Source organism: Pseudomonas fluorescens (assembly GCF_001902145.1).
In the GTDB taxonomy this organism is placed as follows: Bacteria; Pseudomonadota; Gammaproteobacteria; order Pseudomonadales; family Pseudomonadaceae; genus Aquipseudomonas; species Aquipseudomonas fluorescens_BV.
In genome coordinates, this window is record NZ_MRST01000024.1 from 473,150 (window position 1) to 489,099 (window position 15,950).

Annotated in this window: 11 protein-coding genes and 2 tRNA genes; 9 read left to right on the forward strand and 4 right to left on the reverse strand. The window is 60.5% G+C overall.

Annotation, left to right across the window (positions count from 1 at the left end):
* The first annotated feature begins 127 nt into the window (after positions 1 to 127).
* Positions 128 to 2,062 carry a methyl-accepting chemotaxis protein gene (locus BUE92_RS16080; RefSeq protein WP_073524885.1) on the forward strand — a complete coding sequence of 645 codons (1,935 nt, stop codon included), beginning with the start codon at positions 128 to 130 and terminating at the stop codon, positions 2,060 to 2,062.
* Between the two features lie 646 nt (positions 2,063 to 2,708).
* Here BUE92_RS16080 and BUE92_RS16085 read toward each other — a convergent pair.
* The 4 genes from BUE92_RS16085 to BUE92_RS16100 all read right to left on the reverse strand — a co-directional run bounded on the left by BUE92_RS16085 (position 2,709) and on the right by BUE92_RS16100 (position 5,759).
* Entirely contained in the window at positions 2,709 to 4,262 is a 1,554-nt protein-coding gene (locus BUE92_RS16085; RefSeq protein WP_073524886.1) for an ABC transporter permease, read from the reverse strand.
* The gene (locus BUE92_RS16090) at positions 4,262 to 5,287 is read right to left on the reverse strand and encodes an extracellular solute-binding protein (RefSeq protein WP_073524887.1); all 1,026 of its coding nucleotides are present in this window, start codon (positions 5,285 to 5,287) and stop codon (positions 4,262 to 4,264) included. Before BUE92_RS16090 ends, BUE92_RS16085 begins: the two co-directional genes overlap by 1 nt.
* Before the next feature lie 144 nt (positions 5,288 to 5,431).
* Positions 5,432 to 5,518, reverse strand: a tRNA-Leu gene (locus BUE92_RS16095).
* Between the two features lie 154 nt (positions 5,519 to 5,672).
* Positions 5,673 to 5,759 (reverse strand) — tRNA-Leu (locus BUE92_RS16100).
* A 225-nt stretch (positions 5,760 to 5,984) separates the two neighbouring features.
* Between BUE92_RS16100 and rnr the strand changes: the two genes are divergently transcribed.
* From rnr to BUE92_RS16140, 8 genes are all read left to right on the forward strand, one after another.
* On the forward strand, positions 5,985 to 8,612 hold the full coding sequence (gene rnr / locus BUE92_RS16105) for a ribonuclease R (RefSeq protein WP_073524888.1): 2,628 nt from the start codon (positions 5,985 to 5,987) through the stop codon (positions 8,610 to 8,612).
* Positions 8,609 to 9,370: a 23S rRNA (guanosine(2251)-2'-O)-methyltransferase RlmB gene (gene rlmB / locus BUE92_RS16110; protein ID WP_003188074.1), complete on the forward strand. Its 762-nt coding sequence runs from the start codon at positions 8,609 to 8,611 to the stop codon at positions 9,368 to 9,370. Before rnr ends, rlmB begins: the two co-directional genes overlap by 4 nt.
* 324 nt (positions 9,371 to 9,694) lie before the next feature.
* Complete coding sequence (gene rpsF, locus BUE92_RS16115) at positions 9,695 to 10,117, forward strand: 30S ribosomal protein S6 (protein ID WP_003236224.1); 423 nt, start codon at positions 9,695 to 9,697, stop codon at positions 10,115 to 10,117.
* A gap of 28 nt (positions 10,118 to 10,145) precedes the next feature.
* Entirely contained in the window at positions 10,146 to 10,376 is a 231-nt protein-coding gene (rpsR, locus tag BUE92_RS16120) for a 30S ribosomal protein S18 (RefSeq protein WP_002551829.1), read from the forward strand.
* 36 nt (positions 10,377 to 10,412) lie between these two features.
* Positions 10,413 to 11,306 carry a hypothetical protein gene (locus BUE92_RS16125; protein WP_034125655.1) on the forward strand — a complete coding sequence of 298 codons (894 nt, stop codon included), beginning with the start codon at positions 10,413 to 10,415 and terminating at the stop codon, positions 11,304 to 11,306.
* Between the two features lie 18 nt (positions 11,307 to 11,324).
* On the forward strand, positions 11,325 to 11,771 hold the full coding sequence (gene rplI, locus BUE92_RS16130; RefSeq protein WP_003171376.1) for a 50S ribosomal protein L9: 447 nt from the start codon (positions 11,325 to 11,327) through the stop codon (positions 11,769 to 11,771).
* Between the two features lie 110 nt (positions 11,772 to 11,881).
* A complete protein-coding gene (gene dnaB / locus BUE92_RS16135) occupies positions 11,882 to 13,279 on the forward strand; it encodes a replicative DNA helicase (protein WP_003188079.1) in 1,398 nt (465 codons plus the stop codon).
* A gap of 208 nt (positions 13,280 to 13,487) precedes the next feature.
* Entirely contained in the window at positions 13,488 to 15,791 is a 2,304-nt protein-coding gene (locus BUE92_RS16140) for a YgiQ family radical SAM protein (protein ID WP_073524889.1), read from the forward strand.
* Positions 15,792 to 15,950 lie beyond the last annotated feature (159 nt).

Sequence of the window (15,950 nt, forward strand, 5' to 3'; positions counted from 1 at the left end):
GTAAAAAGCAAAGGGCTCCTTCGGGAGCCCTTTGTCGTTTCTGCCTGGCAAGCGGCACGACCCTTGCTGTGTTTCCCTCTTTCGAGGTGCTATCAAATTAGTGGCACCCTTGGTGGAGGGATTTCCAGTGTCTGCCGTTCTCTCGTTGTTACAAAGCCGTCTGTTGCGGCCGGTGTTCGTTACCCTTGGTATCGCTCTTTTGGTGCAAGTGCTGGTGGCCGTCGCTCTGACGCGGAGCACAGTGACGGCGCTGGAAGCCGATTTGGGCAATCGCCTGGGCGTTGATAGCCAGAAGCTGTCTGGCGAATTGGCCCAGGCTGGCAAGGAAGTCACGTCCAGCTTGGACAGCCTGTCCGCCAGCACCCGACAGCGCCTGACGGCGGGGCTCTCCACCCGCTTGCAGGAAGAGCAAAAGCAGTTGCGTGCGACGCTGGAAAAAGACCTGCAGGACTCCGCCAATGACATGGCGCAACTGCTGGCCTCGGTCGCGCCTCGCGCCATGTGGGACAGCGATGTACCTACGCTGTCGGAGTTTGCCCGCCGGGCCCAGCGCAATCCCAATGTGCTGTTCGTGGTGTATGACGACGCCGCAGGCGAGCACCTTACCCGTTACCTCAACCGCGAAAACCCGATCAACCAGGCCTTGCTGGCGAAAGGCGCAGGGGAGCGTGCCCTGGACAAGGTGCTGGACGCGGCCAAGACTGACCCGTCCGTGTATTACGTCGAAGCCTCTATCAGCCCCAACGGTGTGGAAATCGGCAAGGTGCGCATGGGCGTGTCGACCGCAACGGTTGAAGCTGACCTGCAAGCGTTGGATAAGCGCTTTGCCGCGTTGATCGCCAGCGGTGATCAACTGGTGGGCGATAGCCTCAAGGGGGCGGCGGCTGACAGTGCCGCCGCCATGGGCGCCAGGCTGCAATCGGCGCAAGCCACTGCCACGCAAATGACGGCCAACACCGCCGCCGCCGTGCAGGAAGCGGCGGGCACTCTGCGTTGGCGCATCGGCATGGGCCTGGCACTGGTGGGGTTGGGCGTATTGCTGCTGATCGCTATTGTGCTGGGCCGGCGCGTGGTCAATCGCCTGAAGCTGCTTATTGCCGCTATGGATGACCTGGCGGCCGGCGAGGGCGACCTCACCAAGCGCGTACAGATCAACAGCAAGGACGAAATCGGTGATATGGCCTCGGCGGTCAATCGCTTTGTGGATAAGTTGCAGCCTATCGTGCGGGAGGCGGGTGACGTGGCCCAGCGTACTGGCGTGGAAATCGGCGCCATGACGTTGCGCAATGCTGGCGCCGATGCGGCGGCGGGCTTGCAGCGTGATGAAGTGGCCGAGAGTTTGCGCGCCTTGTCGCAAATGGCCGACGAGGCCCAGGCCGAAAGCCACGCTATGCAGGCGGCCTTGCAGCAGGTGGTGGATATTCGCCAGGCCACGGATGAAAACTCACGAACCTCGGCTGAGGTCGGCAGCTTGATCGAGGCGTTGGCGGGGCAGGTGCAGGCCGGTTCCCAGGTGATCGAACGGCTGGCGCAGCAAAGCGAACAGATTGAAGTGGTGTTGACCGTAATCCACGGCATCGCCGAGCAAACCAACCTGCTTGCGCTCAACGCGGCCATCGAAGCAGCGCGGGCTGGCGAGACCGGGCGCGGCTTTGCGGTGGTGGCCGACGAAGTGCGTGCGCTGGCCAGCAAGACCCAAAGCTCCACCGGTGATATCCAGGCGCATATCGTCGCGTTGCAGCAGGGCGCGCGTGAGGCGGTGGAAACCATCGGCAAGGCCGGGCGCCAGGCCAATGAGGGCTTGTTGGTGTTGCGCGACAGCGTGCGCCTGCAGCAGACGGTGCAAGCTTCTGTGGAGCAGGTGCATGCGGCGATTGGCCTGGCGACACGAGCGGCCGAGCATCAGGCCCAAGGCGCGCATGCAGTGCGTGGGCGCGTCGAGGTGATCCATGCCCAGGCCGAGCGTGCGGCGCAGGCGGTGGTGGAGACGACGGCCAGTGGGAAGGTGCTGGATGGGTTGGCGGCGCAGTTGAAGGCGAGCTTGGGGCAGTTCAGGGCTTGATGTCGCCTGTCCTGGCCTCATCGCAGCATAGGTATCTACACAACTTCGGCACGACGCTAAATCTGTGGCGAGGGAGCTTGCTCCCGTGACGATTAGACAGCCGACGCCTATCTACCTGACACACCACGATCAAACTGTGGGAGCGGGCTTGCTCGCGAAGGCGGCCTGACAGCCGACCAGGATGTTGGGGCTGACCGAGTACATATCCGGTAACGGCCACCTAGGGTTCCGCCCTGACGGCGGCTCACTTTTGAAAAGCCGGAATGCCGGCCCAGACAAAAGTAAGCAAAACGCTCTTGCCCCACCACTCGGCACCTCGCTTAGGCTCGGTGTGCCCGTAATCCGCCAGTGATTTAGGGGGCCGCCGCCACGCGCCATCCATGGCGCGGGGCGGCTAAACCGGCATCCCTGCCGGTTTACCCCCCAAATCCCTGTCGAATTCCGGCCAGCGTGGTTTAACGGGGCGCCTGAGATCAAGATCAAGAGCAGATCAAGAGCGACTCGCTTCGCATCGTGGTTACCGTTGAGCTTACAGAGTTATGTAGATACCTATGCTCATCGCAGGCAAGCCAGCTCCCACATTCAACTGCATTCCAAAGTTGGAACTCGGTCGACTGTAGGAGCTGGCTTGCCTGCGATAGCGGTCTCAGCGACTCAGATACATCCGCGTCGTAAGTAGATACACCGGCAACCCCGACACCAGAATCAACAACGCTGCATACGGCGCCGCCGCCGCAAACTCCACATTCGAGGTATGCGCCCAGACGGCAGTCGCCAAGGTATTCAGCCCGGTCGGGCTCAGCAGCAACGTGGCCGTCAATTCCTTCATCGCATCCAGGAAGACCAAGGCAAATGCTGCGCCCAATGCGGGGAAAATGATCGGCAGGGTGACTCTGCAAAATGCGCTGAACGAGGAGGCGCCGAGTGTGCGCGCGGCTTCTTCCAATTGTGGCGCCGCCTTGTTCAGTGCTGTGCGAATCGGCGCCTGCGCCAACGGCAAAAACAGCAATGCATAAGCGATGAGCAGCAATGCCGAGGTCTGGTACAGCGCCGGCACGTAATGCAGGGCGAAATACACCAGGGTCAGCGCAATCACCAGGCCGGGCAGGGCATGCAGTAAGTACGGCAAGCGTTCGGCCCATATCGCCAGTTGCCCTTTGTAGCGCACCACCAGCAACCCAACCGGCACTGCCAGTACCAGGCACAGTGCGGCGCCGCCCAGTGAGAGCGCCAGGGAAGACAGCATCGCCTCACCGATCTCGGCCATCGGAAACGCTGCCGACGAACCGACTGCCAACCAATACCCGAGCATACCCAGCGGGATGCCACTGCCAATGATCGCCAGTGCCAAGCAATACACCTGGCCCAATGGCGCCCACTTGCCTAGTCGAACCTGCTCGGTGTGCCGCGCCGCGCCCTGGCCGATGCGCACGTGCCGGCCTTTGCCGCGTACGCGCAGCTCCAGCCACAGCAGGGTCAGGCACATCACCAGCAGCACTGCCGAGAGCATCGCCGCATTGGCATTGCTGAATTCCAGCTCGAACTGCTGGTAGATCGCGGTGGTGAAGGTCTGCAGGCCAATGATCGACAGCGCGCCGAATTCCACCAGCATATGCAGCGCGATCAACAGTGCCCCGGCCAGCAGCGATGGCCACAGCAGCGGCAATGTAATGCGAAAGAACACGCCCCAGCGGTTGAGTCCCAGCGTGCGGGCCGATTCTTCCAGGGAGGGGTCAAGATTGCGTAGCGTCGCCGCCACCGGCAGAAACACCAGCGGGTATTTGGACAGGCTCATCACCAGGATCGCGCCGCCGAGCCCCTCGAACTGGGCGCTCAGCGACACCCAAGTAAAACTGCTGACGAACGCCGGCACCGCAAACGGCAGGCACAGGATCACACCCCAGATGCGCCGTCCTGGCAGGTTGCTGCGTTCCAGCAGCCAGGCCAGGGACAGGCCGATCACGCCGCAGGTCAGGGTCACGCCGATCATCAGCGCCAGGGTGTTGCGCAGCAGCCCGAACACATAAGGCCGCCACAGTAGATGCACCGCCTCCGTCCAGCCCGCCTGCCAGGCTTTGAGCCCGACATAGGCGAGCGGCAACAGGCTCAGGCCAACCAGCAACAGCACAGGCAGCAGCAGCCAGATCGACGGGCGTTTGCGACGGGGGGTGAACCCCGCGACGGAAAGCGATGGGTTCATCAGTTCAGGCCAACGTCACGTTCCAGTTCCAGGGCTTCTTCGGCGTTGCCCAGGTCTGCGGGGGTGACCTTTGGTGGCTGCAGCTCGCTGAATGGCTTGAGGCCGCGGTTCGATTCCATGCCCTTGCGCAGCGGGTACTCGGCCGACGTATTGGTGATCACGCGCTGGCCTTCTTCGCTGGCCATGAATGCCAGCAATTGCTGAGCTTCTTTGGGATGCTTGCTGGATTTGAGTGCGGCAGCGGAGGACACGGTGATCAGGCCGCCAGCATCACCATCGGTGAAGTAGTGCAGTTGGGAATCCAGATTGGTTTTTTCCTTTTTCAGGGCAAACCAGTAGTAGTTATTCACCAGTACGGTGGCCACTTCGCCGTTTTCCACGGCCTTTAGGGCGACCATATTGTTGCTGTACACCTTGCCGAAGGCGCGCAGGCCGGTCAGCCATTCTTCTGCGGCTTCGCGACCGTGCAGCTTGATGATCGCCACGGCTTGTTCCTGGAACGCGCCGCTGGTGGGGACGAAGCCGACTTTGCCTTGCCACTCGGGGCCAGCAAAATCCAGTACCGACTTGGGCAGGTCTTTTTCGGCAATCAGTTTGGGGTTGAAGGCTACGACGCGGGTGCGTGCGGTCACGCCCATCCAGTCGCCGTTTTTGCCCACGTAATCCTTGGGCAGTACATCGAGGGTGCTGGCATCGATTTTTGCCAACAGGCCTTGCTCGCCGAGTTTGTTCAGGGGCGGTGATTCTTCGGTGTAGATGACGTCGGCAGGGGAGCGCTCACCTTCTTCGACGACCTGGCTGGCCAGCTGGTTGCTGCTGCCTTTGCGCACGTTGACGTGGATGCCGGTCTTGGCTTCGAAGGCCTTGGCGAGTTCATCGCCGACTTCTTTGTGTTGGCCGTTATATAAGGTCAGGGCGACCTTGTCGGCAGAATGGGCGGCGGGCGAGAGCAGGGTCAGGCTGAGTAGGGTGAGGGTCAGGCCACGCAGAAGGGATGTCTTGAGTCGGTTGTCACGGATCATCATCCGAAGTGTTCCTCGCTTATATGCAACAAATCATTGCAAGGATAAACGATAAATCTTCTCAAGTGCGGATGAGGGGAAAATCACTGGGGAAGTTTTCAAACCCCGGAAACGAAAAAACCCGCTTTCGCGGGTTTGATCTGAATTTGGTGCCCAGGAGAAGACTCGAACTTCCACGACCTTGCGATCACCAGCACCTGAAGCTGGCGTGTCTACCAATTTCACCACCTGGGCATTATCTAACAACGTTGCCGCTGTTGATGGGGCGAACTATACGGCGGGGCTTTTGATCTGTAAACCCCTGATTCGAAAAATATAAATCAATTTTTCCGTTAAAAATCAGTGGCCTGAAACGAAAAAACCCGCTTTCGCGGGTTTGATCTGAATTTGGTGCCCAGGAGAAGACTCGAACTTCCACGACCTTGCGATCACCAGCACCTGAAGCTGGCGTGTCTACCAATTTCACCACCTGGGCATTATCTGACAACGTTGCCGTCGTCGATGGCGCGCACTATACGGAGCGATATTTGAGCTGTAAACCCCTGCCATGAAAAAAGCCTGGAAAATTTCGCCAGTGGTCGGGCAAGGTGCGCGCCGGGGGTCGCAAAGAGCTTTTAAACGCTTGTTGATACCTGAAATTTCCCGTTTCAATACGCGTATGCCAAACTAACCCACATATAGACAAGGTGAAAACTCTCTAATGGCCGATTGGCAGTCCCTCGATCCCGAGGCCGCTCGTGAAGCGGAAAAATATGAAAACCCTATTCCTAGCCGCGAACTGATCCTGGCGCACCTCGCCGATCGTGGTTCGCCTGCTAGCCGTGAGCAGCTGGTTGAAGAATTCGGTCTGACCACCGAAGACCAGCTCGAAGCCCTGCGCCGCCGTCTGCGTGCGATGGAGCGCGATGCTCAATTGATCTACACCCGTCGTGGCACTTACGCGCCGGTCGACAAGCTGGACCTGATCCTGGGTCGCATTGCCGGCCACCGTGACGGCTTCGGCTTCCTGATCCCGGACGACGGCAGCGACGACCTGTTCATGAGCCCGGCGCAAATGCGTCTGGTGTTCGATGGCGACCGTGCCCTGGCGCGGGTTTCTGGCCTCGACCGCCGTGGTCGTCGTGAAGGTGTGATCGTCGAAGTGGTGTCCCGTGCCCACGAATCTATCGTCGGCCGTTACTTCGAAGAAGGCGGCATCGGTTTCGTTGTGCCGGATAACCCGAAGGTCCAGCAGGAAGTGCTGATCACCCCGGGCCGCAATGGCGCGGCCAAGGTCGGCCAGTTCGTCGAGGTGAAAATCACCCACTGGCCTACTGCGCGCTTCCAGCCCCAGGGCGATATCGTTGAAGTGGTCGGCAACTACATGGCGCCGGGCATGGAGATCGACGTTGCCTTGCGCACCTACGATATTCCTCACGTCTGGCCTGAGGCCGTGCTCAAGGAAGCCGCCAAGCTCAAGCCGGAAGTCGAAGAGAAAGACAAAGAAAAACGCATCGACCTGCGTCATCTGCCGTTCGTCACCATTGACGGCGAAGATGCCCGCGACTTCGACGATGCGGTCTACTGCGAAGCCAAGCCTGGCAAGCTGCGCCTGTTCTCCGGCGGCTGGAAGTTGTACGTCGCGATTGCCGACGTCTCCAGCTACGTGAAAATCGGTTCGGCCCTGGATAACGAAGCCCAGGTGCGCGGCAACTCCGTGTACTTCCCAGAGCGCGTGATCCCGATGCTGCCCGAGCAGCTGTCCAACGGACTGTGCTCCCTGAACCCGAAAGTCGACCGTTTGGCCATGGTGTGCGAGATGACCATCTCCAAAACCGGCGAAATGACCGACTACCAGTTCTACGAGGCGGTGATCCACTCCCAGGCACGCCTGACCTATAACAAGGTCAGCACCATCCTGGAAACGCCGAAGACCAGCGAAGCCAAGGCCCTGCGTACCGAATACGCTGGCGTGGTGCCGCACCTCAAGCAGCTGTACTCGCTGTACAAGGTGTTGCTGGGGGCCCGTCATACCCGTGGCGCGATCGATTTCGAAACCCAGGAAACCCGCATTGTCTTCGGCTCCGAGCGCAAGATTGCGGCGATCACCCCGACCACCCGTAACGACGCACACAAGCTGATCGAGGAGTGCATGCTGGCGGCCAACGTGGCCACTGCCGAGTTCCTCAAGAAGCACGAGATTCCTGCGTTGTACCGTGTGCACGACGGCCCGCCGCCGGAGCGCCTGGAAAAACTGCGTGCGTTCCTCGGCGAACTCGGCCTGTCCCTGCACAAAGGCAAGGACGGTCCGACGCCGAAGGATTACCAGGCCCTGCTGGCCAGCATCAAGGACCGTCCGGATTACCACGTGATCCAGACCGTGATGCTGCGCTCGCTGAGCCAGGCGGTGTACAGCGCCGATAACCAGGGCCACTTCGGCCTGAATTACGAGGCGTACACCCACTTCACTTCGCCAATTCGCCGTTACCCGGACTTGCTCACGCACCGGGCGATCCGCAGCGTGATCCATTCCAAGCAGAACACCCCGCACGTCAAGCGCGCCGGTGCCATGACCATTCCGAAAGCGCGGATCTACCCGTACGACGAAGCGGCCCTGGAACAGCTGGGCGAGCAGTGCTCCATGAGCGAGCGCCGCGCTGACGAAGCCACCCGCGACGTGGTGAACTGGCTCAAGTGCGAGTTCATGAAGGATCGCGTGGGCGAGTCGTTCCCGGGTGTGATCACCGCCGTGACCGGCTTTGGCCTGTTCGTCGAGCTGACCGACATCTACGTCGAGGGCCTGGTGCATGTCACCGCCTTGCCGGGTGACTACTACCACTTCGATCCTGTGCACCACCGCCTGGCGGGCGAGCGCACCGGTCGCAGCTTCCGCTTGGGCGATACCGTTGAAGTGCAGGTCATGCGTGTCGACCTGGACGAACGCAAGATTGACTTCGGCATGCCTGACAAGCCGGCTGAGCCTGCGGGTCGTAAAAAGCGTGGCGAAACCTCAGCGCCTGCGTCCAAAGGCAAAGCGGCCACCGCAAAAACCACGGCCGAGCCTGCACCTGCCAAGGCTGGTCGTCGTTCTTCCGCCAAGGACAAGGCCCCTGAAGCCTACCGCCCAAGCGATGCTGCGGCGAAAAACGCCGAGCTGCGCAAGAGCCGCGAGTTGAAGCAGCAGTTGCTCAACGAAGCCAAAAGCGGTGGTAAAGCGGCGTCTGGGGGAAAGTCCCAAGGGGCGGAAAAGCCGTCGAGCAAGCCAAGTAAACACCGTAAAGGCCCGCCAAAAGCGGGTTCGGCTCCCGCAAAAAGCGGCGGGTCGCGCAAACCTAAGGCCAAGTCATGAGTCTGGAAAAAATCTACGGCGTGCACGCCGTAGAAGCACTGCTGCGTCACCATCCCAAGCGCGTCAAGCAGGTGTGGTTGGCCGAAGGTCGCAGCGAGCCGCGCGTACAGGCGCTGGTCGAGTTGGCCACGCAGAACAAGGTTGCCATCGGCCAGGCCGAGCGTCGTGAAATGGACGTGTGGGTCGAAGGCGTTCACCAGGGGGTGGTGGCTGACGTCAGCCCGAGCCAGGTGTGGGGCGAGGCGATGCTCGACGAGCTCCTCGACCGTACCGAAGGCGCACCGTTGCTCTTGGTGCTGGACGGCGTGACCGACCCGCACAACCTCGGCGCCTGCCTGCGTTCGGCGGATGCTGCCGGTGCGCTGGCGGTGATCGTGCCCAAGGACAAGTCCGCGACCCTGACGCCGGTGGTGCGCAAGGTCGCCTGCGGTGCGGCGGAAGTGATTCCGCTGGTGGCCGTGACCAACCTTGCGCGTACCCTGGAGAAGCTCCAGCAGCGCGGCCTGTGGGTAGTGGGCACGGCGGGGGAGGCTGAGGTCAGCATTTATGACCAGGACCTTACCGGCCCGACCATCCTGATCATGGGCGCCGAAGGCAAAGGCATGCGCCGTTTGACCCGTGAGCATTGCGATTACCTGGTGCACTTGCCGATGGCCGGTAGCGTCAGCAGCCTCAATGTGTCGGTTGCGACGGGTGTTTGCCTGTTTGAAGCCCAGCGTCAGCGTGGTGCGAAAGCCAAGGCCAAGCCCAAGAAGTAATTGCAATGTGGGGCTTGCCCCAATCCTAATGTAGGAGCGAGCTTGCTCGCGAAAAACTCGCAGGCGCCGCGTTCATTCAGGACGCACGCGTTATCGTTGACGTTTTTCGCGAGCAAGCTCGCTCCTACATTTGTGTTTGTGGTGCTTGGGGTTGTTCAAATAATCACCAATCACCTTGCGCCCGTTCTCCCCCTTCTCTACAATTGCGCCCCTTGCCTTCCTGGCAGGCACCGATGTGCCTCCCCTGCGGCAAGATCCATAAGTGTCATTCACTCCTTGTCTGACCGTTTTTGAGCGGCAGGCTACAACCCGTAAGGAGCATTCATGCGTCATTACGAAATCATCTTTTTGGTCCACCCGGATCAAAGCGAGCAAGTCGGCGGCATGGTTGAGCGTTACACCAAGCTGATCGAAGAAGACGGCGGCAAAATCCACCGTCTGGAAGATTGGGGCCGTCGTCAACTGGCCTACGCAATCAACAATGTTCACAAGGCTCACTACGTGATGCTGAACGTTGAGTGCACTGGCAAGGCCCTGGCCGAGCTGGAAGACAACTTCCGCTACAACGATGCAGTGATCCGTAACCTGGTCATCCGTCGCGAAGAAGCCGTTACTGGCCAATCCGAGATGCTCAAGGCTGAAGAAAACCGCAGTGAGCGCCGTGAGCGTCGCGACCGTCCTGAGCACGAAGGCGCTGATAGCGCTGATAGTGATGACAGCGACAACAGCGATAACGCTGACGAGTAATCCACGGACCTTTTAAGGAGCCTATCAAATGGCACGTTTCTTCCGTCGTCGTAAATTCTGCCGCTTCACCGCTGAAGACGTGAAAGAGATCGATTACAAAGATCTCAACACTCTGAAAGCCTACGTATCCGAGACCGGCAAAATCGTTCCAAGCCGTATCACCGGTACCAAAGCACGTTATCAGCGTCAGCTGGCCACCGCTATCAAGCGCGCCCGCTTCCTGGCCCTGCTGGCCTACACCGACAGCCACGGCCGCTGAGACCGGGCAGTCGACAAGTAGTAAGGGATTGAATGCATGCGCGCCTTAGCTGAGTTCATCATGCGCGGTCGCGTGCAGGCCACTCTGGTAGTGGCTGGATGTGCGGCATTGCCGTTGCTTTATTGGTTGGGTGCTGCCGCAGGTTGCCTTGTGCTACTGCGGCGCGGTTTGAAGGACGCCCTTGGCGTTCTTGCCCTGGGTTTGTTGCCGGCCTTGATCTGGTGGCTGCAAATGGGTGATCCACGGGTACTTCTGGTACTGCTGGGGTCATCGAGCCTTGCGTTGGTTTTGCGCGCAAGTGAGTCCTGGGTCCGTACGCTGCTGGTCAGCGTGGCATTGGGGTTGGTGTACTCAGTGATGCTTGGCGCGGCTTTCCGCCCGCAGATCGAGGCGCTGGCGCAGGAGATCGTCAAGATCCTGCCGTTGGCCCTCGGGGATCTCTACCAGCATTTGTCGGTAGATGAGCGAGCGCGGTTTGCATCACTGATTGCCCCGGTCCTGACCGGCCTGATTGCGGCTTTGTTGCAGGTCGTCAGCGTGCTGAGCCTGATTCTTGGGCGTTATTGGCAGGCGTTGTTGTACAACCCGGGTGGTTTTGGTCGCGAGTTTCGCAGTATCAGAATCCCAGCGGGGCCGGCGATGTTGCTGCTGGCGTGCATGGTTGTCGGGCCGAACTTCGGCCCGCAGATGGCCTTGCTGGCGCCGATTTGCAGCGTACCGCTGGTGTTTGCCGGGCTGGCCCTGATTCATGGGCTTGCCGCGCAAAAGCGACTGGCCAGGTTTTGGCTGGTGGGGTTGTACGTCACGCTGTTGCTGTTCATGCAGCTGATCTATCCGTTACTCGTGGTCTTGGCCATTGTTGACAGCCTGATTGATTTTCGCGGTCGTCTGGCGTCGAAAGACGCCGATAACGCGAACGGTGAAGGTTAAAAGTTAGAGGATTTTCACATGCAACTGATCCTTCTGGAAAAAGTCGCCAACCTGGGCAACCTGGGCGACAAAGTGAACGTTAAGGCCGGCTACGGTCGTAACTACCTGCTGCCATACGGCAAAGCCACCGCTGCAACCGCTGCCAACCTGGCTGCGTTTGAAGAGCGTCGTGCTGAGCTGGAAAAAGCCGCAGCTGACAAAAAAGCGTCGGCCGAAACTCGCGCTGCCCAACTGGCTGAGCTGGAAGTGACTATCACTGCCACCGCTGGTGACGAAGGCAAGCTGTTCGGTTCGATCGGCACCCACGACATCGCTGACGCACTGACCGCCTCCGGCGTTGAAGTGCAGAAGAGCGAAGTTCGTCTGCCGAACGGCACCATCCGCAACGTAGGCGAATTCGACGTAGCCGTGCACCTGCACGCCGAAGTTGAAGCCACCGTACGCGTTGTCGTGGTAGCAGCTTAAGTCGCACCTAACTGACTGGCACCTCGCGTGCCAGCCGGTTAACATCGGGCACGATCCTGTTTACAGGTCGTGCCTTTTGTTTTTCTACACACCCCAAATTCCAAGTGGCCATGAACGAAATCTCCGCTCCTGAGCAATACGATCTGCAAACCGCTGCCCTGAAGGTGCCGCCGCATTCCATCGAGGCCGAACAGGCCGTGCTCGGTGGCTTGATGCTGGACAACAACGCCTGGGAACGCGTGCTGGATCAAGTCTCGGACGGTGACTTCTATCGTCATGACCACCGCCTGATTTTCCGCGCCATCGCCAAGCTGGCCGACCAGAACTCACCGATCGACGTGGTAACCCTGGCCGAGCAGTTGGACAAGGAAGGCCAGACCTCCCAAGTGGGTGGCCTGGGCTACCTCGGTGAGCTGGCAAAAAACACGCCGTCCGTCGCCAACATCAAGGCCTATGCCCAGATCGTCCGCGAGCGCGCCACGTTGCGCCAGTTGATCGGCATCAGCACCGAAATCGCCGACAGCGCCTTCAACCCCGAAGGCCGCACCGCTGCCGAGATCCTTGACGAAGCCGAGCGCCAGATCTTCCAGATCGCCGAGGCCCGCCCGAAAACCGGCGGCCCGGTCAGCGTCAACGACCTGCTGACCAAAGCCATCGACCGCATCGACACCCTGTTCAACACCGATGCCGCGATTACCGGTATTTCCACCGGTTACACCGACCTCGACGAAAAGACCAGCGGCCTGCAGCCGTCCGACTTGATCATCGTCGCCGGTCGTCCGTCCATGGGTAAGACCACCTTCGCGATGAACCTGGTGGAAAACGCCGTATTACGCAGCGACAAGGCGGTGCTGGTGTACTCCCTCGAGATGCCAGGCGAATCGCTGATCATGCGTATGCTCTCGTCGCTGGGGCGTATCGACCAGACCAAGGTGCGTTCCGGCCAGCTGGAAGACGACGACTGGCCGCGCCTGACCTCGGCGGTCAACCTGCTCAACGACCGCAAGCTGTTCATCGATGACACCGCCGGTATCAGCCCGTCCGAAATGCGCGCGCGTACCCGCCGCCTGGTGCGTGAGCATGGCGACATCGCCCTGATCATGATCGACTACCTGCAGTTGATGCAGATTCCCGGCTCCAGCGGCGACAACCGCACCAACGAGATTTCCGAAATTTCCCGGTCCCTCAAGGCCCTGGCCAAGGAATTCAACTGCCCGGTGGTGGCGCTGTCCCAGCTCAACCGTTCCCTGGAACAACGCCCCAACAAGCGCCCGGTGAACTCTGACTTGCGTGAATCCGGAGCGATCGAGCAGGACGCCGACGTGATCATGTTCGTGTACCGCGACGAGGTGTACCACCCCGAGACGGAACACAAGGGCATTGCCGAAATCATCATCGGCAAGCAGCGGAACGGCCCGATCGGGTTTATCCGGTTGGCGTTCATCGGCAAGTACACGCGTTTCGAGAACCTCGCTCCGGGCAGCTACAACTTCGACGACGACGAGTAGTTTGTGGGAGCGGGCTTGCTCGCGAAGGCGGTGGATCGGTCAGCAGGTGTATTGACTGACACACCGCCTTCGCGAGCAAGCCCGCTCCCGCATTTGAATGGGTTCACAATTCAGGGTCACCACAATTCCGACTACTACCGTCGGAATTGGTCAAAATTTGTGCTATATTCCGCGCCCGCGATTTTTCATCTCAACACCGGTCACCGTCATGCAAACAGCCAAGCCGTTATTTGACTATCCCAAGTACTGGGCCGAATGTTTCGGTCCTGCGCCATTCCTGCCGATGAGCAGGGAGGAGATGGATCAGCTTGGCTGGGATTCGTGCGACATCATCATCGTCACCGGTGATGCCTACGTTGACCATCCGTCGTTCGGCATGGCGATCATCGGCCGGCTGCTGGAGTCCCAGGGCTTTCGCGTCGGGATCATCGCGCAACCAAACTGGCAGTCCAAAGACGACTTCATGAAGCTTGGCGAGCCGAACCTGTTCTTCGGCGTCGCGGCCGGCAACATGGACTCGATGATCAACCGCTACACCGCCGACAAGAAAATTCGTTCCGACGACGCCTACACCCCTGGTGGCATGGCCGGCAAACGCCCGGACCGCGCGAGCCTGGTGTACAGCCAGCGTTGCAAGGAAGCCTACAAGAACGTGCCGATCGTGCTCGGTGGTATCGAAGCCTCCCTGCGTCGCATCGCCCACTACGACTACTGGCAGGACCGCGTGCGCAACTCGATCCTGATCGACGCCACTGCCGACATCCTGCTGTACGGCAACGCCGAGCGGGCCATCGTCGAAGTTGCCCAGCGCTTGTCGTGGGGCCACAAGATCGAAGACATCACCGATGTGCGCGGTACCGCGTTCATCCGCCGTGATACGCCAGCCGGTTGGTACGAAGTGGATTCCACGCGCATCGACCGTCCGGGCAAGATCGACAAGATCATCAACCCGTACGTCAACACCCAGGACACCCAGGCCTGCGCCATCGAGCAGGAAAAGGGGCCGGTCGACGATCCGGAAGAAGCCAAGGTTGTGCAGATCCTGGCCAGCCCGCGCATGACCCGTGACAAGACCGTGATCCGCCTGCCGTCGGTGGAAAAAGTCCGCGGCGACGCGGTGCTCTACGCCCACGCCAACCGCGTGTTGCACCTGGAAACCAACCCGGGCAACGCTCGCGCCCTGGTACAGAAACATGGTGAAGTGGACGTGTGGTTCAACCCGCCGCCCATTCCCATGACCACCGAAGAAATGGACTACGTGTTCGGCATGCCGTACGCCCGCGTACCGCACCCGGCGTATGGCAAGGAGAAGATTCCGGCCTACGACATGATCCGTTTCTCGGTGAACATCATGCGTGGCTGCTTTGGCGGCTGCACCTTCTGCTCGATCACCGAGCACGAAGGCCGCATCATCCAGAACCGTTCCGAAGAGTCGATCATTCGCGAGATCGAAGAGATCCGCGACAAAGTGCCGGGCTTCACCGGCGTGATCTCCGACCTCGGCGGCCCCACCGCGAACATGTACCGCATCGCCTGCAAAAGCCCGGAAATCGAATCCGCGTGCCGCAAGCCGTCGTGCGTGTTCCCTGGCATCTGCCCGAACCTGAACACCGACCACTCGTCGTTGATCCAGCTGTACCGCAGCGCCCGTGCCTTGCCGGGTGTGAAGAAGATCCTGATCGCTTCCGGCCTGCGCTACGACCTGGCCGTCGAGTCGCCGGAATACGTGAAGGAGCTGGTCACCCACCACGTCGGTGGCTACCTCAAGATCGCCCCGGAACACACCGAGGAGGGTCCGCTCAACCAGATGATGAAACCGGGCATTGGCAGCTATGACAAGTTCAAGCGCATGTTCGAGAAGTACACCAAGGAAGCGGGCAAGGAGCAGTACCTGATCCCGTACTTCATCGCCGCCCACCCCGGCACCACCGATGAAGACATGATGAACCTGGCCCTGTGGCTCAAGGGCAACGGCTTCCGCGCCGATCAGGTGCAGGCGTTCTACCCGTCGCCGATGGCCACCGCCACCGCGATGTACCACTCGGGCAAGAACCCGCTGCGCAAGGTCACCTACAAGAGCGACGCGGTGACCATCGTCAAGAGCGAGGAGCAGCGCCGCCTGCACAAGGCGTTCCTGCGTTACCACGACCCGAAGGGCTGGCCGATGCTGCGTGAAGCATTGACCCGCATGGGCCGTGCCGACCTGATCGGGTCGGGCAAGGACCAGTTGATCCCGCTGCACCAGCCGTCCACCGACAGCTACCAGAGCGCCCGGCGCAAGAACTCGACGCCGGCCGGCAGCCATAAGGTCGCCAAGGAAACCACCAGCAGGATCCTCACCCAGCACACCGGCCTGCCACCCCGTGGCAGCGACGGCAGCAACCCGTGGGACAAGCGCGAGCAAGCCAAGGCTGCGGCCCAGGCGCGCAATAAGCAGGCGGCCAAAGAGCGCAGCGATGCGGCCAAGGGCAAGGGCGGCAAGCCTACGCGCAAGCCGGTTGTGCCGCGTTGATCGACGCCTGAAATGCAAAACGCCAGCCTTGTGCTGGCGTTTTGCTTTCTGGTCGGTGGTGAGTCTGTTTGGTAAGGTGGCGCCCATTAGATTGCTATCGCAGGCAAGCCAGCTCCCACAGGGGAATGTGTTTCAAATGTGGGAGCTGGCTTGCCTGCG

Bases quoted from the DNA above. Each gene is read 5' to 3' on its own strand.
- BUE92_RS16085 (WP_073524886.1), bottom strand. From the start codon at position 4,262: ATGAACCCATCGCTTTCCGTCGCGGGGTTCACCCCCCGTCGCAAACGC.
- BUE92_RS16090 (WP_073524887.1), bottom strand. From the start codon at position 5,287: ATGATGATCCGTGACAACCGACTCAAGACATCCCTTCTGCGTGGCCTG.
- rnr (WP_073524888.1), top strand. From the start codon at position 5,985: ATGGCCGATTGGCAGTCCCTCGATCCCGAGGCCGCTCGTGAAGCGGAA.
- rlmB (WP_003188074.1), top strand. From the start codon at position 8,609: ATGAGTCTGGAAAAAATCTACGGCGTGCACGCCGTAGAAGCACTGCTG.
- rpsF (WP_003236224.1), top strand. From the start codon at position 9,695: ATGCGTCATTACGAAATCATCTTTTTGGTCCACCCGGATCAAAGCGAG.
- rpsR (WP_002551829.1), top strand. From the start codon at position 10,146: ATGGCACGTTTCTTCCGTCGTCGTAAATTCTGCCGCTTCACCGCTGAA.
- BUE92_RS16125 (WP_034125655.1), top strand. From the start codon at position 10,413: ATGCGCGCCTTAGCTGAGTTCATCATGCGCGGTCGCGTGCAGGCCACT.
- rplI (WP_003171376.1), top strand. From the start codon at position 11,325: ATGCAACTGATCCTTCTGGAAAAAGTCGCCAACCTGGGCAACCTGGGC.
- dnaB (WP_003188079.1), top strand. From the start codon at position 11,882: ATGAACGAAATCTCCGCTCCTGAGCAATACGATCTGCAAACCGCTGCC.
- BUE92_RS16140 (WP_073524889.1), top strand. From the start codon at position 13,488: ATGCAAACAGCCAAGCCGTTATTTGACTATCCCAAGTACTGGGCCGAA.